The sequence below is a fragment of the Halobacillus sp. Marseille-P3879 genome, assembly GCF_900240285.1.
Classification (GTDB): domain Bacteria; phylum Bacillota; class Bacilli; order Bacillales; family Halobacillaceae; genus Halobacillus_A.
The window spans coordinates 517285-538064 of sequence record NZ_OESS01000002.1; the positions used below are offsets into that span (position 1 = coordinate 517285).

At 41.6% G+C, this 20780-nt stretch carries 20 protein-coding genes and 1 other annotated feature; all 20 genes read left to right on the forward strand.

What is annotated here, in order from left to right:
• Positions 1 to 7 precede the first annotated feature (7 nt).
• The 20 genes from sigE (at position 8) to C1A12_RS10475 (ending at position 20777) form a co-directional block, all read left to right on the forward strand.
• Positions 8 to 724 (forward strand): RNA polymerase sporulation sigma factor SigE, encoded by a 717-nt coding sequence (gene sigE / locus C1A12_RS10380; protein ID WP_101843806.1) that lies wholly within the window; start codon positions 8 to 10, stop codon positions 722 to 724.
• A gap of 84 nt (positions 725 to 808) precedes the next feature.
• A complete protein-coding gene (gene sigG / locus C1A12_RS10385) occupies positions 809 to 1588 on the forward strand; it encodes an RNA polymerase sporulation sigma factor SigG (RefSeq protein ID WP_101843807.1) in 780 nt (259 codons plus the stop codon).
• 100 nt (positions 1589 to 1688) lie between these two features.
• Positions 1689 to 1985: a YlmC/YmxH family sporulation protein gene (locus C1A12_RS10390; RefSeq protein ID WP_101843808.1), complete on the forward strand. Its 297-nt coding sequence runs from the start codon at positions 1689 to 1691 to the stop codon at positions 1983 to 1985.
• Positions 1986 to 2018: 33 nt separating this feature from the next.
• Positions 2019 to 2813, forward strand: a complete 795-nt coding sequence (gene pgeF, locus C1A12_RS10395) for a peptidoglycan editing factor PgeF (RefSeq protein WP_101843809.1) — start codon at positions 2019 to 2021, stop codon at positions 2811 to 2813.
• A 10-nt stretch (positions 2814 to 2823) separates the two neighbouring features.
• On the forward strand, positions 2824 to 3492 hold the full coding sequence (locus tag C1A12_RS10400) for a YggS family pyridoxal phosphate-dependent enzyme (protein WP_101843810.1): 669 nt from the start codon (positions 2824 to 2826) through the stop codon (positions 3490 to 3492).
• Positions 3493 to 3515: 23 nt separating this feature from the next.
• Positions 3516 to 3971: a cell division protein SepF gene (locus C1A12_RS10405; RefSeq protein ID WP_200816581.1), complete on the forward strand. Its 456-nt coding sequence runs from the start codon at positions 3516 to 3518 to the stop codon at positions 3969 to 3971.
• Positions 3972 to 3974: 3 nt separating this feature from the next.
• Positions 3975 to 4244 (forward strand): YggT family protein, encoded by a 270-nt coding sequence (locus C1A12_RS10410; RefSeq protein WP_101843812.1) that lies wholly within the window; start codon positions 3975 to 3977, stop codon positions 4242 to 4244.
• 106 nt (positions 4245 to 4350) lie between these two features.
• Positions 4351 to 5124, forward strand: coding sequence for an RNA-binding protein (locus C1A12_RS10415; protein WP_101843813.1), 774 nt, complete (start codon positions 4351 to 4353; stop codon positions 5122 to 5124).
• Positions 5125 to 5209: 85 nt separating this feature from the next.
• Positions 5210 to 5749, forward strand: a complete 540-nt coding sequence (locus C1A12_RS10420; RefSeq protein ID WP_101843814.1) for a DivIVA domain-containing protein — start codon at positions 5210 to 5212, stop codon at positions 5747 to 5749.
• Positions 5750 to 5801: 52 nt separating this feature from the next.
• Positions 5802 to 6021, forward strand: a binding site (T-box leader).
• A gap of 52 nt (positions 6022 to 6073) precedes the next feature.
• Positions 6074 to 8824, forward strand: a complete 2751-nt coding sequence (gene ileS / locus C1A12_RS10425) for an isoleucine--tRNA ligase (protein WP_101843815.1) — start codon at positions 6074 to 6076, stop codon at positions 8822 to 8824.
• A 101-nt stretch (positions 8825 to 8925) separates the two neighbouring features.
• Complete coding sequence (gene lspA / locus C1A12_RS10430) at positions 8926 to 9399, forward strand: signal peptidase II (RefSeq protein WP_101843816.1); 474 nt, start codon at positions 8926 to 8928, stop codon at positions 9397 to 9399.
• Positions 9400 to 9416: 17 nt separating this feature from the next.
• Positions 9417 to 10304, forward strand: a complete 888-nt coding sequence (locus C1A12_RS10435) for an RluA family pseudouridine synthase (protein ID WP_200816601.1) — start codon at positions 9417 to 9419, stop codon at positions 10302 to 10304.
• Positions 10305 to 10460: 156 nt separating this feature from the next.
• Complete coding sequence (pyrR, locus tag C1A12_RS10440; RefSeq protein ID WP_101843817.1) at positions 10461 to 11003, forward strand: bifunctional pyr operon transcriptional regulator/uracil phosphoribosyltransferase PyrR; 543 nt, start codon at positions 10461 to 10463, stop codon at positions 11001 to 11003.
• A gap of 140 nt (positions 11004 to 11143) precedes the next feature.
• Positions 11144 to 12532, forward strand: coding sequence for a solute carrier family 23 protein (locus C1A12_RS10445; RefSeq protein ID WP_101843818.1), 1389 nt, complete (start codon positions 11144 to 11146; stop codon positions 12530 to 12532).
• Between the two features lie 138 nt (positions 12533 to 12670).
• A complete protein-coding gene (locus tag C1A12_RS10450; protein WP_101844867.1) occupies positions 12671 to 13576 on the forward strand; it encodes an aspartate carbamoyltransferase catalytic subunit in 906 nt (301 codons plus the stop codon).
• On the forward strand, positions 13551 to 14843 hold the full coding sequence (locus tag C1A12_RS10455) for a dihydroorotase (RefSeq protein WP_101843819.1): 1293 nt from the start codon (positions 13551 to 13553) through the stop codon (positions 14841 to 14843). The genes C1A12_RS10450 and C1A12_RS10455 overlap by 26 nt, the downstream gene beginning before the upstream one ends.
• Entirely contained in the window at positions 14824 to 15918 is a 1095-nt protein-coding gene (locus tag C1A12_RS10460; RefSeq protein ID WP_101843820.1) for a carbamoyl phosphate synthase small subunit, read from the forward strand. The genes C1A12_RS10455 and C1A12_RS10460 overlap by 20 nt, the downstream gene beginning before the upstream one ends.
• A complete protein-coding gene (carB, locus tag C1A12_RS10465) occupies positions 15911 to 19111 on the forward strand; it encodes a carbamoyl-phosphate synthase large subunit (RefSeq protein WP_101843821.1) in 3201 nt (1066 codons plus the stop codon). Before C1A12_RS10460 ends, carB begins: the two co-directional genes overlap by 8 nt.
• A complete protein-coding gene (locus tag C1A12_RS10470; protein WP_101843822.1) occupies positions 19111 to 19875 on the forward strand; it encodes a dihydroorotate dehydrogenase electron transfer subunit in 765 nt (254 codons plus the stop codon). Before carB ends, C1A12_RS10470 begins: the two co-directional genes overlap by 1 nt.
• On the forward strand, positions 19872 to 20777 hold the full coding sequence (locus tag C1A12_RS10475; RefSeq protein WP_101843823.1) for a dihydroorotate dehydrogenase: 906 nt from the start codon (positions 19872 to 19874) through the stop codon (positions 20775 to 20777). The genes C1A12_RS10470 and C1A12_RS10475 overlap by 4 nt, the downstream gene beginning before the upstream one ends.
• Positions 20778 to 20780: the final 3 nt, after the last annotated feature.

A 20780-nucleotide genomic window follows, 5' to 3' on the forward strand; every position in this document is an offset into this window, starting at 1 on the left:
TGGCTAAATGAAACTGTCATTTAAGTTAAAGTACTGGTTGTATAAGTTAGCAATCAAGCTGGGCATTAAACAAAAAGAAATTTACTATATTGGAGGAAGTGAAGCGCTTCCACCTCCTCTAAGCCGTGAAGAAGAGAAAGATTTACTGGAGCGTCTTCCTAAAGGAGATAAAGCTGCCAGGGCAATGTTGATTGAAAGAAATCTGCGATTAGTCGTCTACATTGCCAGGAAGTTTGAAAATACGGGTTTAAACATAGAAGACCTTATAAGTATTGGTACCATTGGGTTAATAAAAGCAGTTAACACTTTTGACCCGGAGAAAAAAATAAAGCTTGCGACCTACGCTTCACGATGTATCGAGAATGAAATACTCATGCATTTAAGAAAAAGTAATAAACTAAAAACAGAAGTCTCTTTTGATGAACCGCTGAATGTTGATTGGGATGGTAACGAACTGCTACTGTCCGATATTTTAGGGACAGAAGAAGATCTAATCACAAAAGGTATCGAAAAGAAAGTGGATAAAAAGTTATTAAAGTCAGCTCTTGAGCAATTAAATGACCGGGAGAAAGAAATTATGGAGTTACGTTTCGGGTTAATTGGGAAGAAGGAAAAAACGCAAAAAGATGTAGCTGATATGCTGGGTATCTCACAGTCCTATATTTCCAGGTTAGAGAAAAAAATCATTCGCCGTCTTCAACGCGAATTTGATAAAATGGTGTAACTTTTAATTGAAATAACGATGCATAAAATTCCCTCCCAAGGAGATACTGAAAATGGAAATCAGCTTCTTGGGAGGGTCTTACTTTTGACACGACATAAAGTAGAAATATGCGGTGTGGACACATCTAAGCTTCCTGTACTTAAGAACAAAGAGATGAGGGCCCTGTTTGAGCGGTTACAATCAGGTGACCGTGAGGCAAGAGAAGTACTAGTTAATGGCAATCTGCGCTTGGTACTCTCTGTTATACAACGGTTTAATAACCGCGGAGAGTATGGAGATGACTTATTTCAAGTCGGTTGTATCGGCTTGATGAAGTCTATTGATAATTTCGATTTAAGCCATAATGTAAAGTTTTCCACATATGCTGTCCCTATGATTATTGGTGAAATACGCCGTTACTTACGGGATAACAACCCTATACGAGTTTCACGGTCTTTACGGGATACAGCATACAAAGCTCTTCAAATGCGTGAAAAAATGATTAGCGAAACTTCTAAAGACCCGGCTCCACATGAAATTGCAGAAAAGATGGGTATCCCTCATGAAGACGTGGTTTTTGCTATGGATGCCATTCAGGATCCAGTTTCGTTGTTCGAACCGATTTACAATGACGGTGGAGATCCGATTTATGTAGTGGATCAGCTTAAGGATGATCGGGAAAAGGATTCAAACTGGCTGGATGAACTATCTTTACGTGAGGGCATGAAAAAACTTAATGATCGTGAAAAGATGATATTAACCAAAAGGTTTTTTCAAGGCAAAACCCAGATGGAAGTAGCGGAAGAAATTGGAATTTCACAGGCTCAGGTTTCCAGGCTTGAAAAAGCTGCTATAAAAGAAATGAATTCATCCATGTTTCAATAGTATGTTTTAACACTGCTGATCATTCAGCAGTGTTTTTTATTTCGAGTGCATACGAAAAGGTTGACTGCCTGATGCATATACTCTAAAAGGAGGGATCAACATGAAAATATCCGAACTGCAGGTTAAAGACGTCATTGCAATGGAAACAGGAGAAAGACTAGGTTATATTTCAGATTTAGACATCGACAGCCAAAGAGGTCAGCTAAAGGGCTTAGTATTAACGTTAAAAGGGAAAGCGATGGGGCTTTTTGGGAAAGATGAGGAGATGGTCATTCCCTGGAATCAAATTGTTAATATTGGAGCTGACGTTATCTTAGTGAAAAAGACAGGGTATAATCCCAGACTGAAGGACCAAAAATTCGAATCACCAGATAATAATAGGAAAAAGAGTGAATAATGTGGTAAAATGAAGGGAAATTGAGGTGGTAGTATGACCGAACCCTTCCAGTACAAAACTTTGAAGCAGCTTAGCTGCTTTTCCGACTATCAAGTAACAGCAGGGATCACAACTAGAAAAGACGGGTACAGTGAAGTTCCGTTTAAATCTTTAAATATGGGACTTCACGTATCGGATGAATCAGATGTAGTTATTACAAATAGAAAGTCATTAGCTGAAGAACTTAACGTGCCTCTTGAAAATTGGGTCATGGGCGAACAAGTACACGGAACTAATATCCGAACTGTAACAAAAGCGGAAGCTGGACGAGGCGCTTATGTGCACGGTGAAGCAATTAATGGAGTGGACGGCCTGATTACAAATGAAAAGGGGATCCTCTTAACAGCTTTCTATGCAGACTGTGTCCCTCTCTTATTCATTGAACCGGAGAGCGGATGGATTGGTATTGCTCATGCCGGCTGGAAAGGGACTGTAAATGAAATAGCGCGGTGTATGGCTGAAAGACTAGCGCAGCAGGGCGCGAGTTTGAGCCGAATAAATTTAGCAATTGGTCCCTGTATTAGTAAAATGAATTATGAAGTAGATGACCATGTTATTAAACAAATAAGCACAGAGTTTCAGGATCAAGTAATTGAAAAAGTTTCTGAAAATAAGTTTAAACTCGACTTAAAAGAGTTAAACAGACAAATAGCGGTAAAAGCAGGGATTTCACAAGAAAACATTCAATTGTCAGAGTATTGTACGTTTAACAACAGTGACTTATTTTTCTCCCATCGGCGTGACCAGGGGCAGACTGGACGGATGCTTGCCTACATTGGTCTGATTTAGGAGGGTACATATGACCGTAGCAGAACAACTAGCTGAAATGAAGCAGAACATAAAGACAGCTTGCAGAAAATGTGAAAGGAATCCTGAGGAAATAAGGATTATTGCTGTTACTAAATACGTTTCAATTGATCGTACTTTAGAAGCTATCGAATCAGGGGTTAATGATTTAGGTGAAAACCGTAAAGAAGAGTTTTTGAAAAAACATGAGAGAATCGGAGATCAGGCAACCTGGCATTTTATTGGGTCGCTTCAGTCCCGCAAAGTAAAAGATGTAATCCATCAGATTGATTATTTGCATTCATTAGACCGCAAGTCTCTGGCTAAAGAAATTCAGAAACGTGCAGATAAGACGATCCCTTGTTTTATTCAAGTAAATGTAAGCGGTGAAGAATCTAAACATGGACTGCATCCTGATGATGTCGAAGAATTCATCGAATCAATCAACGACTATGATAAGATTAAAATAGTCGGCCTGATGACGATGGCCCCTCATGTCGAACATGAGGAAGAATTACGAGCTGTGTTTAGAAAACTGAGGGCTTTACGTGATATTATCCGGGATAGGAATTTACCCCATGCTCCATGTGAACATTTATCCATGGGGATGAGCAATGATTATACCATTGCCATCGAAGAAGGAGCTACTCATATTAGAGTTGGTTCAAGCCTGGTTGGTTAACTAAACAAATTGAGGTGAATAAATTGAGTATGAAAAATAAATTAAAATCATTTTTTACTTTAGAAGATGAGTATGAATATGAATATGAAGAAGAGGACCATGAAGAGCAAAGAGAAGAGCCTAAAGCTGGGCCGCAGAGAAGTAAACAGCCTTCAGAGCATCATAACATTGTAAGTTTACAAAGTGCTAAAAGCTCATCAAAGATGGTGCTGAGTGAGCCCAAAAACTATAATGAAGCTCAAGAAATAGCTGATCAGCTTGTGCATCGTAAAGCTGTAGTTATAAACCTACAGCGCGTTGATCATAACCAGGCAAAAAGAATTGTGGATTTTTTAAGTGGTACAGTTTATGCTATAGGTGGTGACATTCAAAAGCTAGGCTCGCAGACATTTCTCTGCACACCAGAAAATGTTGAGATTTCAGGTTCTATATCTGAAATGCTGATGAGTGAAGATGATGATATAAATAGAAGGTGGTAACTGATGGCGTTTTTGTTCGAAATCCTATTCACAGCGTTAAATATTTACAGCTGGATTCTAATCATTTACATTTTACTCTCCTGGTTTCCAGGAGCCAGGGAATCAAGCTTTGGTGAGGTGCTTGGAAAATTAGCCGAGCCATTCCTTGAACCATTCAGAAAAATTATCCCTCCATTGGGTATGATCGATATCTCCCCGATAGTAGCTATCCTCGTACTTCGTTTTGCTGCATCAGGGCTGGAGGAACTCTATCGGATGATTGTCACATTATAAGGTTAGAGAACAGATTAGACGCAGCACAGCATCTTATCTGTTCTTTTTTATTTAGTACAGGGCCGGATAAATAAGACCCCAGGTTTTGTGGTTATGAGGTGAATCAATGGAAATTTATCAGCATTTTAGAGAAGAAGAACGACCTTTTATTGACCAGGTTCTTTCCCTGCAGGATGATGTAGAAATGCGGTATCAGAGGAAAGAAACAGATTTTTTAGATCCTCGTGAACAACACATCTTCGAAAGTTTATTACGGAATCAACCTAATTTAACTTGGTCTCTTTTTGGCGGTTCGGTGCTTACGGAAAGAAAACGCGCAATCGTAGCGCCAGAATATGAAACCATTACATCAGAGGATTTTTCAATCTGCTTATTAGAAACTCACTATCATGATAAATTTATACAGCTTGAACATCGTGATGTTCTTGGCGCTTTTATGTCACTTGGTATTAAGCGGGAAAAGCTTGGAGATTTAATTGTGCAAAATGGTAAAATTCAAATCATAGTGGCCTCGGAAATTAGTGATTACATAAGAATGAATTTCACTGCGGTCAAAAAAGCTAACGTTCAATTTGCAGAAAAACCTTTTAATCATTTAATGAAAAGCAGCGAAGAATGGAAAACAGTTGATACTACAATCTCCTCACTTAGGCTGGATGTGGTGCTGAAAGAAATTTACGGCGTGTCACGTAAAAAGGCTTCTATGTTTATCGAAGCCGGGCATGTTAAAGTGAATTTCCGAACAGTAGAACAGCCGTCTTATCCGCTCGAGGAGGGAGATCTGCTATCTTTGCGCGGCAGAGGAAGAAGCCGGCTGATGGAGATTTATGGTACAACGAGAAAAGATAAATTTCGAGTTACATTAGCTAAGTTAAATTAATTGCTAATCTATGGCAGGAATAAAAGTAAACATGTCGAAACTAGTAGTAATAGAGGATTGAGCTTTATTTTAGGAGGTGGCCGGTGTGGGACTAACACCATTAGATATTCATAACAAGGAATTTACACGCGGATTTAGAGGATATGATGAAGATGAAGTCAACGAATTTTTAGATCAGGTCATTAAAGATTACGAAATCGTCATTCGCAGGAAAAAGGAACTTGAACGTGAAGTAGAGCAATTGAACGAAAGGGTAGGCCACTTCAACAATATAGAAACGACTTTGAATAAATCTATATTAGTAGCTCAGGAAACGGCAGAAGATGTGAAGACAAATGCAGAAAAGGAAGCAAAACTAATCGTCAAAGAAGCTGAAAAAAACGCAGATCGCATCATTAACGAAGCTTTGTCTACATCACGAAGACTTTCAGTTGAAGTGGAAGAAATGAAAAAGCAGGCGAAAGTATTTAAAATGCGCCTGCGCATGCTTGTAGAAGCACAAATTGACATGATTGATAATGATGATTGGGATCAGCTGCTTGATACTCAGTTTCCTCACGGTGAACCGGTGCAGCCTGAAGAAGAAGAGCAGAAAGAAACCGAAAAAGAGTACGCAGAGAAATAAGACTTGACGTAATCACAAAAATTACATATAATTCATTAACACATATGAATATAAGGATGCGTAGATAGGGAAAGTACTTAATGATCTTAGCAGCAGGAAGCGATTCGGTGATGGTGAAAGGCCGAAGCATGACATTAGAGGAAAATCCCCCTGGAGCAGCTATGTTGAAAATAAAGTAAATGTAGCCGGGTCGTTCACGATACGAATAAGAAGAGGACATCAGTATAACTGGTGGATTTAGGGTGGTAACGCGAGACCTTCTCGTCCCTTTTCAGGGATGGGGAGGTCTTTTTGTATAGAAGTAATTAAGGAGGATACTGAACAATGAACTATAAAGATACGTTGTTAATGCCTAAGACAGGTTTCCCGATGCGGGGAAATCTGCCAAACCGTGAACCTGAAATTCAGAAGAATTGGGAAGAAGAAGATATTTACAAGCAAGTCCAGGATCGAACAAAGGGACGGCCGCTATTTATTCTTCATGATGGTCCGCCATATGCTAATGGAAGCCTTCATATGGGGCATGCTCTTAATAAGACGCTGAAAGATTTTATCGTACGTTACAAATCAATGGCTGGTTACCATGCGCCTTACGTACCTGGCTGGGACACTCACGGCTTACCCATTGAATCTGCACTTGCCAAAAAGAAAGTAGATCGTAAAAAAATGTCTCTGGCTGAATTCCGTGAAAAATGTGCCGAATATGCACTAGGTCAAATTGACAATCAACGTCAGGAATTTAAACGTATGGGCGTAAGGGGAGACTGGGAAAATCCGTATATTACATTGAACAAGGATTTTGAAGCAGAACAAATTAAAGTATTTGGGGATATGGCTAAAAAGGGTTACATTTATAAAGGATTAAAGCCTGTTTTCTGGTCTCCTTCTTCAGAGTCGGCACTCGCTGAAGCGGAAATTGAATATCAGGATAAACGCTCTCCCTCTATCTATGTAAGCTTTGAAGTAACAGATGGAAAAGGTTTACTGGAAGGCGGCGAGAAATTTATTATTTGGACGACAACTCCATGGACAATTCCTTCTAATCTGGGAATTGCACTGCACCCTGCTTATGACTATGCAGTAGTTCAGGTAGACCAGGAGAAATTGATTGTTGCTCATGACCTGGTGGATGATGTGAAAGAAACATTAGGCTGGGAAGACTATGAAGTAGTGAAAATCTTTAAAGGGAAAGAAGCAGAAAGAATAAAAGCGAAGCACCCGCTTTATGACCGGGAGTCCCTTTTAATTCTTGGAGATCACGTAACCACTGATGGCGGAACTGGATGTGTTCATACTGCTCCCGGTCATGGTGAAGATGACTTCTGGGTGGGTCAGCAGTACGGGTTAGACGTCCTGTGTCCGGTGGACCATAAAGGTGTATTCACAGAGGAAGCTCCTGGTTACGAAGGGCTTTTCTATGACAAAGCCAATAAAAATATTACGGATCATTTAAAAGAAGCAGGAGCTCTCCTTCATCTGGAATTTATTACACACTCTTATCCTCATGACTGGAGAACAAAAAAACCGACAATCTTCCGTGCGACCGATCAGTGGTTTGCTTCAATTAAAGATTTCCGTGAACAGCTGTTAGAAGAAATTAATCGTGTAGAGTGGACGCCTAAATGGGGCGAAACCCGTTTATACAACATGGTCCGTGACCGGCAGGATTGGTGTATTTCGCGTCAGCGTACATGGGGAGTCCCTATTCCTGTCTTCTATGGTGAAGATGGAACCCCGATAATTACGGACGAAACGATTGACCATGTAGCCGGTTTATTCAGAGAGCACGGGTCAAATGTCTGGTTTGAAAGAGAAGCTGTTGACCTGCTTCCTGAAGGGTTTACATCTGAACACAGCCCGAATGGGAAGTTTACGAAAGAAATGGATATCATGGATGTCTGGTTTGACTCTGGTTCTACACACCAGGGCGTTCTTCACCAAAGAGAAGATTTACAGCGTCCAGCCGACCTCTATCTTGAAGGGTCTGACCAATATCGCGGTTGGTTCAATTCTTCCTTATCGACCTCAGTCGCTGTGACAGGGAAGGCTCCTTTTAAAGGTATTTTAAGCCATGGTTTTGCTTTGGATGGTAACGGACGAAAGATGAGTAAGTCATTAGGTAACGTAATGGTTCCAGACAAAATTATGAAACAGCTTGGTGCTGATATTATTCGTTTGTGGGTATCCTCATCTGATTACCAGGCAGATGTACGTATTTCAGATAATATTCTTAAGCAAGTGGCAGAAGTATATCGTAAGGTTCGTAATACCTTCCGCTTCCTACTTGGGAATCTCCACTATTTTGATCCGCAGAAAGACGCTGTTTCAAGTGGAGAACTGCAAGAGGTTGATCAGTATATGCTGTACCGTCTCAATACACTTATAAGAGAAGTGCACAACGCGTACGAAACTTATGACTTTTCAACCGTTTACAACAAAGTTCATAATTTCTGCACGATTGATCTAAGCTCGTTTTATCTGGATTTTGCAAAAGATATTTTATATATTGAATCAGAAAATCATCCGCACCGCCGCAGTATTCAAACGGTGTATTATCAGATTCTAACCTCATTAGTGAAGTTAATGGCGCCAATTCTTCCTCATACCACGGACGAAGCATGGAAGTTCATTCCTGGGGTAGAAGCACACAGTGTACAACTGACGGATATGCCAAAAGCGGATGAGAGCGCAAATGAGGAATTAGTGGAGAAATGGGATCACTTTATGGAAGTTAGAGACGACGTATTAAAAGCTTTAGAAGAAGCAAGAAATGAGAAGGTTATCGGGAAGTCATTAGATGCACAGATTACAATTGTACCTAAAGACGATAATACCAGGACTATCTTACAATCAATTTCTAACCTTCACCAGCTTTTAATTGTTTCCCATGCTCAGTTAAAAGAGGAGCACAAGGAAGCCAAAGAATACGATCATGTAAAAGTAATTGTAGAGAAGCATACAGGACAAAAGTGTGAACGTTGCTGGGTTTCCTCACATGATGTAGGAAAAGACGCTAATCACCCGGAACTATGTGAAAGATGTGCTCAAGTAATTGAGAAGCATTACGTATCCTAAAGGAAAAGTACTGTCATTAACGTGACGGTACTTTTTTTATAAAGCGGCAGTACGCCATGTATGGTACAATAGCATAGGAAAATAATACTTGGAGGACCATTATGATTATTTATTATCTTTTTGCAGCGGCTGTTATCGTTATTGACCAATTAACGAAATGGATTGTTGTGCAGCAGATGGAGCTGCGTGAATCTATCCCCGTCATCGATAATTTTTTTTACATAACCTCTCACCGCAATACAGGGGCAGCCTGGGGTATTCTGCAGGGGCAGATGTGGTTTTTTTACATTATTACTATCGTCGTTATAGGTGTAGTTATCTATTATATGAATCAGTACGCAAAAGTCAGCCGCTTTGTCGGTACCGCCCTGGCATTGATATTAGCAGGTGCTGTTGGTAACTTTATTGATCGCTTATTTCGTAAGGAAGTAGTTGATTTCCTGGATGTATATCTCGGTTCCTACAATTATCCGATATTTAATGTGGCTGATTCTGCTCTGGTAGTGGGGGTTATCTTTGTTATGATAGCCACACTCGTGGATGAGCGTAAAAAGAAAGGAAGTACCGCATCGTGATTGAAGAATATAAAGTAATGAAAGAAGATGAATTTAAACGAATTGATAAGCTTTTAGCAGACATAATTGAAGATGTTTCACGATCCCAGATTCAATCCTGGCTGAGAGATGAGCATGTTCAAGTAAACGGTGCACCTGTGAAGAGCAATTATAAAGTACAGAGGGATGATTATATAAGCTGGAGTATCCCTGAAGTTAAGCCATTAGAATTAGAGGCTGAGTCAATAGATCTTGATGTCGTTTTTGAGGACCAGGATGTAATTGTTGTAAATAAACCTTCAGGAATGGTTGTACACCCAGCGGCAGGGCACGAGAGAGGTACACTTGTAAACGCATTACTGTATCACTGTGATGATCTCTCTGGGATTAATGGTGTGGAAAGACCGGGAATTGTTCATCGAATTGACAAGGATACGAGCGGCCTTCTTATGGTGGCGAAAAATGACAAAGCTCACGAATCTCTCGTCCAGCAGCTGATGAATAAGTCGGTAGAGAGAAGGTATGTTGCTATTGTACACGGTAGTATATCTCATGAGTATGGAACAGTAGATGCTCCCATCGGCCGTGATCCCAAGGATAGACAAAGAATGGCAGTAGTTGACGGGGGCCGGGAAGCTGTGACTCATTTTCAAGTGCTTGAACACTTTGCTGATTTTTCCTACGTCGAGTGTAAGCTTGAAACCGGGAGGACCCACCAGATTCGTGTTCACATGAGATACATCAATCATCCTTTGGCAGGTGATCCAAAGTATGGACCTCGGAAAACGTTAGAGCTGGATGGGCAGGCGCTTCATGCGAAGTCTCTGGGGTTTACTCATCCTCGAACAAGGGAATGGAAGTTCTTTGAAGTTGAACCGCCAGAAGAATTTAATACTACGCTTGAATATTTACGAAACAAGGATTGACAAATTTCCTACAGTCTGTGATAATCCTATATAAGAAATAAAGTCCTTTAACAACAGTCCCGTGAGGCTGAGAAGGTAACGGATGACACGCGAAGTGTACCCAAGCCCTTTTCTGCCCTTATGTGGAAAAGGGCTTTTTGTATGGAGGTCTGTCCAATGGAGAAAAAAGCAACGGTTTTAGATGAAGCCGCTATTCGCCGAGCCTTAACTAGAATCTCACACGAAATTATAGAAAAGAACAAAGGGGTAGAAGATCTTGTTCTTGTTGGGATTAAAACAAGAGGTGTACCTATTGCAGACAGGCTGAAGAAGAAAATTGAAAACATTGAAGGTCAATCCATTTCAGGCGGCGAGATCGATATCACACTATACCGTGATGACCTGGAGAACAAAAGTTATGAAGCAGATCCTGACGTTAAAGATGCTCATATATCAGCAGACATTACGCATAAGAAAGTTGTTTTAGTAGATGATGTGCTGTATACAGGACGAACAGTGCGTGCCGCAATGGACGCGCTGATGGATCATGGACGCCCATCACAAATTCAGCTGGCGGTTTTAGTGGACCGGGGCCATCGGGAACTTCCGATAACTGCGAATTATGTAGGTAAAAACATTCCTACTTCCCAAAATGAGGTTGTAACTGTTGAGCTGGCAGAAACAGACGACCGTGATGAAGTTATAATCTACGAAAAATAAATCATTTACTCACCCTTTAATAAAGTCCAGAGAGGCTTAAAAGGTCGGAAGTAACATGCGTGTCAAGAGATACGTATACCTCTTTGCGAACTTTTAGGCGAAGAGGTTTTTTTTATGCAGACAAAGGAGGAAAAATCATCATGAAATCAATAGAAGCAGCAGTAGGCATCAGAGAAATCCCAAAAGCTCATAAATGGCTCGCGTTAAGTTTTCAGCACTTATTTGCAATGTTTGGAGCCACTATCCTTGTTCCATTTTTAACGGGTCTTCCACCTGCCGTGGCCCTGGTTTCGAGCGGCTTCGGCACCCTGGCTTATCTGCTAATAACAAGAGGTCAGGTTCCAGCGTATTTAGGGTCAAGTTTTGCTTTTATATATCCCATTATGGAGGTTTCAAATACGCATGGTGTAGCTGGAGCGATGATCGGCAGCTTTATGGCAGGAATCGTATATGGGGCTGTAGCGCTCCTTATTACGATCTTTGGAATGAGCTGGATTATGAAGCTGCTTCCCCCGGTTGTTGTAGGGCCGGTCATTATTGTAATAGGCCTTGGACTTGCGTCAACAGCCATTGATATGGCCATGTATGAGTCAGGAGATGGAGAGGTTTATAGTGCCACTCACTTTACAGTCGCTTTAGTTACGCTCGGCATAACGATTTTAGCCACGGTATTCCTAAGAGGATTTTTAAGTCTGCTGCCGATATTAATAGGTATTGTAGGCGGGTATATTTTCGCATTAAGTCAAGGAATCGTAGATACGAGTGAAATTGCTGCAGAATGGGCGGCTATTACAAGTGCAGAATCAGCGGGAGGATTTTTGGCCGCAGTGTTTCAAACGCCCGAATTCCTCATCCCCTTTAGAGATTTCTCTCCAGCAGCAGTGTTCAGCTGGCAGATTGTATTCTTAATGGTACCTTTTGCCGTTGTTACCATTACTGAGCACATTGGAGATCAAATGGTTTTATCTAAAGTTGTAGGAAAGAACTTTTTAAGGAACCCCGGATTGAATCGTTCGATCTTAGGGGACGGTGCCGCAACGATTATCGCTTCTTTCCTCGGAGGACCGCCAAACACAACTTATGGAGAGAATATAGGAGTTTTAGCAATCACGCGTGTTTACAGCATCTTTGTTATTGGAGGCGCGGCTGTGTTTGCTGTATTCTTCGGCTTCATCGGAATGAGTACGGCGGTGATTGGGTCAATACCACCTGCTGTTATGGGAGGGGTATCCATTCTTCTCTTTGGTACGATTGCGTCAAGCGGCCTGCGTATGCTGATTGATAATCAAGTCGATTTTGGAGAAAAAAGAAATCTGATTATTTCCTCCGTAATTATGGTACTAGGTGTAGGCGGTGCATTTATCGAAATAACGGACGGATTAGAAGTGCAAGGCATGGCGTTGGCAGCGATCATTGGGGTATTGTTGAATTTAATTCTTCCTGGTAAAGAGAAGAGCCAGGGGAATGGCCTGATGTTTGAAGAACCAGATATAGAAGATGATGAAAAGAAGGCAACAGGAGCAGCTTAAGCTTAACTAAACCAGACGCGTTTTAATAAAGTCCCGTGAGGCTTTAAAAGGTGGACTAGGGCTTAGCTTATTCGTGACGTTTAACGAAAAAGCACCCCCGGACACCGGGGGTGCTTTTTGTATAAAGGAGATGAAAACATGCAGCATTTGTTATCAATGAATGAATTAAGTGCTTCAGACATTCAGGAAATTTTTTCAAAAGCAGCATTAATCAAGCATGGCGGTGACCAGTGGCAGGCGTCGAACGCTTTCGCAGCTAATATTTTTCTGGAACCCAGTACGCGGACGAAAAACAGCTTCTATATTGCAGAAAAACGTTTAGGCATTGATGTTATTGACGTTAATGGAGCTGAGTCAAGCTTAACTAAAGGTGAATCGTTAAGAGATACATTAAAGACGTTAGAATCGATTGGCGTTACGCTTGCTGTATTAAGACAATCAGAACAAGGGATCCTTAGAGAATTGACAGATGACCTTAACTTATCAGTTATTAACGCCGGGGATGGTATCGGAGAACATCCAACTCAAAGTCTGCTGGATTTGTTTACCATTTCGGAGGAATTCACGAAGTTCGAAGGCTTACATGTCACTATTGCAGGGGATGTAAAGCACAGCCGGGTGGCACGCTCTAATGCATTTGCTCTGCGTAAGCTGGGCGCCAGGGTATCTTTTACAGCTCCACAAGAATGGAGAGATCCTGAATTAGGGGATGACTACGTATCAATGGATGAAGCTATTGAAACAAGTGATGTCTTGATGCTTTTAAGGGTTCAATCTGAACGTCATGAGAGGCACACAGGCTATGAAGATTATCTGGAATCATTCGGGCTGACAAAAGAAAGGGAAGCTCGAATGAAAAAAAGAAGTATTATTCTTCATCCTGCTCCAGTGAATCGGGGAGTAGAAATAGATTCTTCTTTAGTGGAGTGTCCACGTTCAAGAATCTTCCACCAGATGAAAAACGGGGTTGTTATTCGTATGGCCATTATCCAAACATTGCTACAGGAGGAATGTTCACATGTCAGTGCTTATAAAGAATGCTAAAAGAATTGAAAATGGAGAGTTTGTTCCATGTGAAGTTTTAATCTCGGAAGGTTTAATTGAAAAAGTTGATAATACAATCAATCAACAAGCTGAGACTGTCATTGATGCAGAAGGACATCTGTTAACTCCGGGTCTGGTAGATGTACACATTCATCTCAGAGAACCTGGAGGGGAAGCAAAGGAAACAATAGCCACAGGCACATTAGCTGCTGCTAAAGGAGGATTTACAACGGTGTGTGCGATGCCTAACACACGTCCTGTGCCGGATAATGCCGAAACGATGAAAGAATTAAATAAAAAAATCAAAGAAAATGCAGTCGTCCGCGTCCTACCTTATGCATCGATCACAACGAGACAGCTGGGAAAAGAAATGGTGGATTTTGAACAGCTAAACGACGCCGGTGCTTTCGCATTCACGGATGACGGTGTAGGTGTTCAGGAAGCCGGTATGATGTATGAAGCAATGCTTAAAGCTTCAAAGTTGAATCAAACGATTGTAGCTCATTGTGAAGATAATTCACTGGTATATAACGGAGTCGTTCATAAAGGAAGTGTAAGTACCAGGTTAAACGTTCCTGGTATTCCAAACGCAGCTGAATCAGTTCATATTGCGAGGGATGTTCTTCTAGCTGAAGCAGCAGATTGTCATTATCATGTCTGCCACGTTTCTACTAAAGAATCTGTACGGGTGATTCGCGATGCTAAGAAAGCAGGCATCAAGGTAACAGCTGAGGTTACGCCTCACCACCTTCTCTTAAATGAGAACGATATAAAGGAAAATGATGCTTTTTATAAAATGAACCCACCGCTTCGTTCGAAAGAAGATCAGGAGGCGTTAATCCAGGGGCTGCAGGACGGCACTATTGATTGTATAGCTACCGATCATGCCCCCCATACAGAAGAAGAAAAGCAGGCAGGTTTGATTAAATCACCATTTGGCATTACAGGACTGGAAATTGCTTTCCCCTTACTCTACACCTGCTTAGTTGAGAAAAAAGGGTGGAATTTAGAAGATTTAATTGATTGGCTTACTTCTAAGCCAAGTCAATTGTTTAAACTGCCTTATGGAACTTTAGAAGAGGGCTCTGCAGCAGATCTTACAATAATAAACCTTACTGAAGAACGAACAATTAATCGATTTGAGTTTGCTTCCAAAGGGAAGAACACACCATTTCATAATTGGAAAGCCAAAGGCTGGCCCGTTCTGACAATCGTCAATGGAGAAATTGCATGGAAGGAGAATTCAAATGAAACAGCTCGTACTTGAGGATGGAACAACTTTTAAAGGTAAAGGTTTTGGGAGCGATCGTGAACGCTTTGGGGAAGTAGTATTTAATACAGGAATGACAGGTTATCAAGAGGTGATTTCGGATCCCTCTTATTGCGGGCAAATTGTAACATTTACTTACCCTTTAATCGGAAATTACGGCATCAACCGGGATGACTTTGAAACGGTCAATCCCGCAATCTTAGGAGTGGTAGTAAAAGAACATTGTGACCACCCGTCCAACTTCCGAAGTGAAGAAACATTGGATGAGCTTCTAAAAGCAAAGGGGATACCTGGCATCAGCGGGATTGATACTCGAAAGCTGACAAAAATCATCCGCCAGCATGGAACTATGAAAGCAGTGATCACTTCTGCCGATCGACCAGTAGATCAAATTGTGCAGATGATAAATGATACACCTCTTCCTACTGATCAGGTGAAACAAGTGTCAACTGTAAAACCGTATGTGGTTCCCGGCCGTGGTGATCGAATCGTCCTTATTGACTTTGGAATGAAACATGGGATTCTTCGGGAATTCACAAAACGCAATTGTCATGTGACGGTTGTCCCTTACCATACAACTGCTGAAGAAATTATGAGATTGAAGCCAGACGGAATCATGCTTTCAAACGGTCCAGGGGATCCAAAAGATGTCCCCGAGGCTATTCAAACGATCAGGCTTCTGATGGGAGAAGTGCCAATATTCGGTATCTGTCTTGGGCATCAATTAATCGCGTTAGCCTCCGGAGCAGATACGAGCAAAATGAAATTTGGCCACCGCGGTGTAAATCAGCCTGTTAAGGATCTGCGTTATAACCAAACGAGGATGACTTCCCAGAACCATGGTTACGCCGTTAATACAGCTTCCATACAGGCTACAAAACTCAGACTGACTCAGGTTTCATTAAATGATGATACAGTAGAAGGATTAGAGCATTCAGACGCTAATATATTTAGTGTTCAGTACCACCCGGAAAGCTCACCGGGACCGGATGATACTTCTTATTTATTTGATGAATTTTTACAGAGAATTAAGCAAGAGAAGAATAACAATAAGGAGGCTCTTTATGTCTAAGCGAACAGATATACAGCGAATATTAGTTATAGGCTCAGGTCCAATTGTGATTGGGCAGGCGGCTGAATTTGATTATTCAGGTACCCAGGCCTGCCAGGCATTAAAAGAAGAAGGTTATGAAGTTATACTGGCCAACTCGAACCCAGCCACAATTATGACCGATCATACTTTTGCGGATAAGGTTTACATGGAGCCTTTAACGCTTGAGTTTCTTATGAAGATCGTCAGAAAGGAAAGGCCAGACGCTATTCTTCCGACCCTCGGAGGTCAAACTGGATTAAACCTGGCAGTGGAACTAAGTGAATCTGGTATACTTGAACGCTATCAAGTAGACTTGCTCGGAACTCCTTTAGATGCAATTCAAAGAGCAGAAGACCGTGAAAAATTCCGGACATTAATGCATCAGCTTGGCCAACCTGTACCAGAAAGTGAAATCGTTAATTCTGTAGAAGAAGCGGTCCAATTTGCCAATCGAATTGGATACCCTGTGATTGTGCGCCCTGCTTATACAATGGGTGGTGCCGGCGGAGGCATGTGTGATGATGAGGATCATTTAAGAGAAATCGCACGCAGCGGAATTTCCCTATCACCTGTAAGTCAATGTTTAATTGAAAAGAATATTGCTGGATTTAAAGAAGTGGAATATGAAGTGATGCGTGATACAAATGACCAGGCGATTGTCGTTTGTAATATGGAAAACTTTGATCCAGTAGGGATTCACACCGGAGACTCAATTGTATTTGCCCCGTCGCAAACACTTAGCGACCGTGAATATCAAATGCTGAGAAATGCCTCTTTGGAAATAATTCGTGCCCTCGAAATTGAAGGTGGATGTAATGTGCAGCTGGCCCTTGATCCGGACAGCTTTCAATACTACGTAATTGAAGTAAACCCAAGAGTAAGCCGTTCCTCTGCTTTAGCTTCCAAAGCTACAGGCTATCCCATTGCCAAAATGGCTGCAAAAATTGCAGTTGGTATGACATTAGATGAGATTAGAAACCCTATCACCGGTACAACTTACGCATGTTTTGAGCCGGCTTTAGATTATGTAGTAGCTAAAATTCCGCGTTGGCCATTCGATAAATTTGCAAAAGGAAACCGGAAACTCGGCACTCAGATGAAAGCTACTGGTGAAGTGATGTCGATTGGACGTTCCATTGAAGAAGCACTGTTAAAAGGAGTACGCTCTCTAGAAGGAGAAAATGAAGATTTATATGTAAACTCCATTCATAATCTTTCGGTAGAAGAGTTATTCCACAGAATGAAAAAGGCGGATGATGAACGAGTCTTTGTTTTAGCAGAAGCCCTGAGAAAAGAAGTTTCAATAGAAGAAATTCATAAAACCACAGGCATCGATTATTTCTTTTTAACTAAACTACAAAACATTATCAATCTTGAAAACACCCTTAAGGATAAAGGGTGGGATAATGAAATCATTAAAGAGGCTAAAGAAAAAGGCCTTTCTGATGGTCAGTTAGCAAGAGTACTTGGTGTAAGTGAAATGGATGTAATGAACTTCAGGCAGGAGCACAACATTCGACCAGTATATAAAATGGTTGATACGTGTGCAGGAGAATTTGTCTCAGAAACGCCTTATTTTTACAGTACGTATGAAGAAGAAAATGAGTCAGTTGTAACTGACAAGAAGAAAGTGCTGGTCATTGGTTCCGGTCCGATTCGTATCGGCCAGGGAGTAGAATTTGATTATGCGACTGTCCATTCGGTATTGGCATTAAAAGAACTTGGCTACGAAGCCATCATCATGAATAATAACCCTGAAACAGTATCCACCGACTTTAGTGTGTCTGATAAGCTTTATTTCGAACCACTAACTTTAGAAGACGTAATGCACGTTGTAGACATTGAAAAGCCAGAAGGAGTGATTGTGCAGTTTGGCGGCCAGACAGCGATCAACCTTGTGGAAGGACTCAATCGATGTGGAGTGACTATCCTTGGTACGACAATGGAAGCTATTAATCAGACGGAAGACAGAGACCTGTTTGAGCAGCTTCTTAACAAACTTGAAATTGCGAAGCCGGGAGGAGAAAGTGTAACAAGTGAAGCAGAGGCTGTCCAGGCAGCAGCTGATATCGGATACCCTGTTGTGGTAAGGCCTTCTTACGTACTTGGCGGTCGGGCCATGGAAATTGTTTACTCAGAAGAAGAGCTTAACATTTACATGGAAGAGAATGTCCGAGTACACAACGGTCACCCAATCTTAATCGACAAATATTTAACAGGTATGGAAATTGAAGTGGATGCGATAACTGATGGAGAAGACGTTCTTATCCCTGGAATAATGGAGCATATTGAGAGAGCCGGCGTTCACTCCGGTGACTCGATGGCCGTTTATCCGACACAGCGACTGAAAGAAGAGTTGGAGCAGCAGTGCGTTGATGCAACGGTTAAGATTGCGAGAGAACTGAATATGAAAGGATTAATCAATATCCAATTTGTTATTTTAGATGAGACAGCTTATGTATTGGAAGTTAATCCGCGTGCCAGCAGGACGGTACCATTCTTAAGTAAAATCACGGGAATTACCATGGCTCAGCTGGCTACTAAAGTGATCTTAGGCCAGACATTAAAAGAATTAGGCTATTATTCAGGACGAACCGAAAAGCCTGACGGAGTTTATGTGAAAGTACCTGTATTTTCCTTTGAAAAGCTTAGAAGTGTAGATACTACTCTCGGGCCGGAAATGAAGTCTACCGGTGAAGTGATTGGTTATGACCAGAGCCTGGAGAAAGCTTTATATAAAGGCATGACAGCAGCTGGACTCAAAATACCAACAGAAGGATCTGTGTTGTTAACTGTAGCTGATAAAGATAAAGCAGAAATGCTTGATATTGCAAAAACTTTCCACCAGCTTGGTTTTCAGCTGATTGCAACAAAAGGAACAGCTCAAGCGATTGAAGCAGCAGGGCTGCCTGTAGAAGCTGTAGGAAAGTTAGGAGCAGAGCAGAGAGATATTATTGATTTAATCCGCAACGGAGAAGTTCAGTTTGTAGTTAACACTATCAATACGGGAAGACGCTCCCGGTCTGATGGCTTCTTGATTAGAAGAGAAGCTGTAGAACATGGCATAGCTTGTCTGACAAGTCTGGATACAGCCAAAACAATAGTAGAAGTGATAGATGCTATGACGTTCACAGCACGCCCTATCGATAAGAAGGAAGCGGTGTTCGTCTAATGATTAGAGAATGGATGAGCATAGTCAATCATCAGGAAATTGCTTCACAAACCTACTTGCTTGAACTGCAGGGCGAAATCAGTTCACTAGTTAAACGACCTGGACAATTTGTACACATTCAAGTGAGCAGCCAGTATTTCCTGCGCCGCCCGGTTTCTATTGCAGATGTAAGCCCGGTAAAAGGTACAATTACCCTTCTTTATAAAGTAATGGGGGATGGCACCGAGGCATTAACGAATAAAAGAATTGGTGACAAGCTGGACATCGTTGGACCCGGGGGGAATGGCTTCCCTGTAGAGCAGAAAGAAGGAGAGGAAGCCCTCCTCATAGGGGGCGGCATCGGTATACCGCCGCTTTATTATTTAGCGAAGCAGTTAACGGCCAGAGGAGTTAAAGTAAACAGTGTGCTCGGTTACCGTTCTAAAGCAGACTTATTTTATGTAGAGGAGTTCAAAGCGTTAGGCAGTGTGCAATTGACTACGAATGACGGGAGTGCCGGGAAGCAGGGTTTCGTAACGGATGCTCTTCCCTCTCTCGCCAATATTGATCAGTATTATACTTGCGGGCCGTCCATTATGTTAAAAAACGTGAAGAAGAAACTTGATGGTCTTCCTGGTTATATTTCCATCGAAGAAAGAATGGGGTGCGGTATAGGCGCATGTTTTGCGTGTGTACTTGAAACTACAGAATCATGTGGAAAGGGATACGTCAGAGTATGCAGTGACGGACCCGTTTTTCGACCGGAAGAGGTGGTTTTATCATGAGGACTCATGTACAGTTACCAGGACTACAATTAAAAAATCCAATCATGCCTGCATCAGGATGTTTTGGTTTTGGTAAAGAGTTTGCTCAATTCTATGATTTATCCGTTTTAGGGGCCATCATTATTAAGGCAGCAACAGGAGAAAAACGATTTGGTAACCCAACGCCGCGTGTTGCTGAGACAGCAAGTGGTATGTTAAATGCTATAGGTTTACAAAATCCCGGCGTAGAAGGGATCATAAAACATGAACTGCCGTTTCTCGCTCCATACGAGACGCCGGTAATAGCCAACGTGGCAGGGAGCACTCTTGAAGAATATGGTGAAGTTGCCGCTAAGCTGTCTAACGGCATGGTTCAAGCTTTAGAAGTCAATATTTCCTGCCCTAATGTAAAAGAGGGGGGTGTACAGTTCGGTACAGACCCCGAACGGGCTTTTGAAGTTACCAGGCATGTTAAAGAACAAACGGAACTGCCTGTATATATAAAGCTGTCTCCTAATGTGACTGATGTGGTAGCCATTGCTAAAACTGTAGAAAAAGCTGGAGCTGATGGACTTTCCATGATAAATACAATAACAGGGATGAGAATCGATCCAAGATCGAGAAAACCTATCATTTCCAATCAGACAGGTGGATTATCGGGACCAGCTATTAAACCGATTGCCATTCGAATGATTCACCAGGTGTTTAAAGAAGTGAGCATTCCGATTATTGGTATGGGCGGGATTGAAACCACTGACGATATTATAGAATATTTGCTGGCAGGAGCCAGTGCTGTAGCCGTTGGCAGTGCGAATTTTAAAAACCCTAACATTTGTAAAAATTTAATTGATGAATTGCCGCACACTTTAGAAAAATACGGTTTTAATTCTGTTGAAGAAGCGATAGGAGGGGCTCATTATTAAGCA

Excerpts from the sequence above, each read along its gene's own strand:
- sigE (WP_101843806.1), top strand. The coding sequence starts at position 8 with ATGAAACTGTCATTTAAGTTAAAGTACTGGTTGTATAAGTTAGCAATC.
- C1A12_RS10390 (WP_101843808.1), top strand. The coding sequence starts at position 1,689 with ATGAAAATATCCGAACTGCAGGTTAAAGACGTCATTGCAATGGAAACA.
- pgeF (WP_101843809.1), top strand. The coding sequence starts at position 2,019 with ATGACCGAACCCTTCCAGTACAAAACTTTGAAGCAGCTTAGCTGCTTT.
- C1A12_RS10400 (WP_101843810.1), top strand. The coding sequence starts at position 2,824 with ATGACCGTAGCAGAACAACTAGCTGAAATGAAGCAGAACATAAAGACA.
- C1A12_RS10410 (WP_101843812.1), top strand. The coding sequence starts at position 3,975 with ATGGCGTTTTTGTTCGAAATCCTATTCACAGCGTTAAATATTTACAGC.
- C1A12_RS10415 (WP_101843813.1), top strand. The coding sequence starts at position 4,351 with ATGGAAATTTATCAGCATTTTAGAGAAGAAGAACGACCTTTTATTGAC.
- ileS (WP_101843815.1), top strand. The coding sequence starts at position 6,074 with ATGAACTATAAAGATACGTTGTTAATGCCTAAGACAGGTTTCCCGATG.
- lspA (WP_101843816.1), top strand. The coding sequence starts at position 8,926 with ATGATTATTTATTATCTTTTTGCAGCGGCTGTTATCGTTATTGACCAA.
- C1A12_RS10435 (WP_200816601.1), top strand. The coding sequence starts at position 9,417 with ATGAAAGAAGATGAATTTAAACGAATTGATAAGCTTTTAGCAGACATA.
- pyrR (WP_101843817.1), top strand. The coding sequence starts at position 10,461 with ATGGAGAAAAAAGCAACGGTTTTAGATGAAGCCGCTATTCGCCGAGCC.
- C1A12_RS10445 (WP_101843818.1), top strand. The coding sequence starts at position 11,144 with ATGAAATCAATAGAAGCAGCAGTAGGCATCAGAGAAATCCCAAAAGCT.
- C1A12_RS10450 (WP_101844867.1), top strand. The coding sequence starts at position 12,671 with ATGCAGCATTTGTTATCAATGAATGAATTAAGTGCTTCAGACATTCAG.
- C1A12_RS10455 (WP_101843819.1), top strand. The coding sequence starts at position 13,551 with ATGTCAGTGCTTATAAAGAATGCTAAAAGAATTGAAAATGGAGAGTTT.
- C1A12_RS10460 (WP_101843820.1), top strand. The coding sequence starts at position 14,824 with ATGAAACAGCTCGTACTTGAGGATGGAACAACTTTTAAAGGTAAAGGT.
- carB (WP_101843821.1), top strand. The coding sequence starts at position 15,911 with ATGTCTAAGCGAACAGATATACAGCGAATATTAGTTATAGGCTCAGGT.
- C1A12_RS10470 (WP_101843822.1), top strand. The coding sequence starts at position 19,111 with ATGATTAGAGAATGGATGAGCATAGTCAATCATCAGGAAATTGCTTCA.
- C1A12_RS10475 (WP_101843823.1), top strand. The coding sequence starts at position 19,872 with ATGAGGACTCATGTACAGTTACCAGGACTACAATTAAAAAATCCAATC.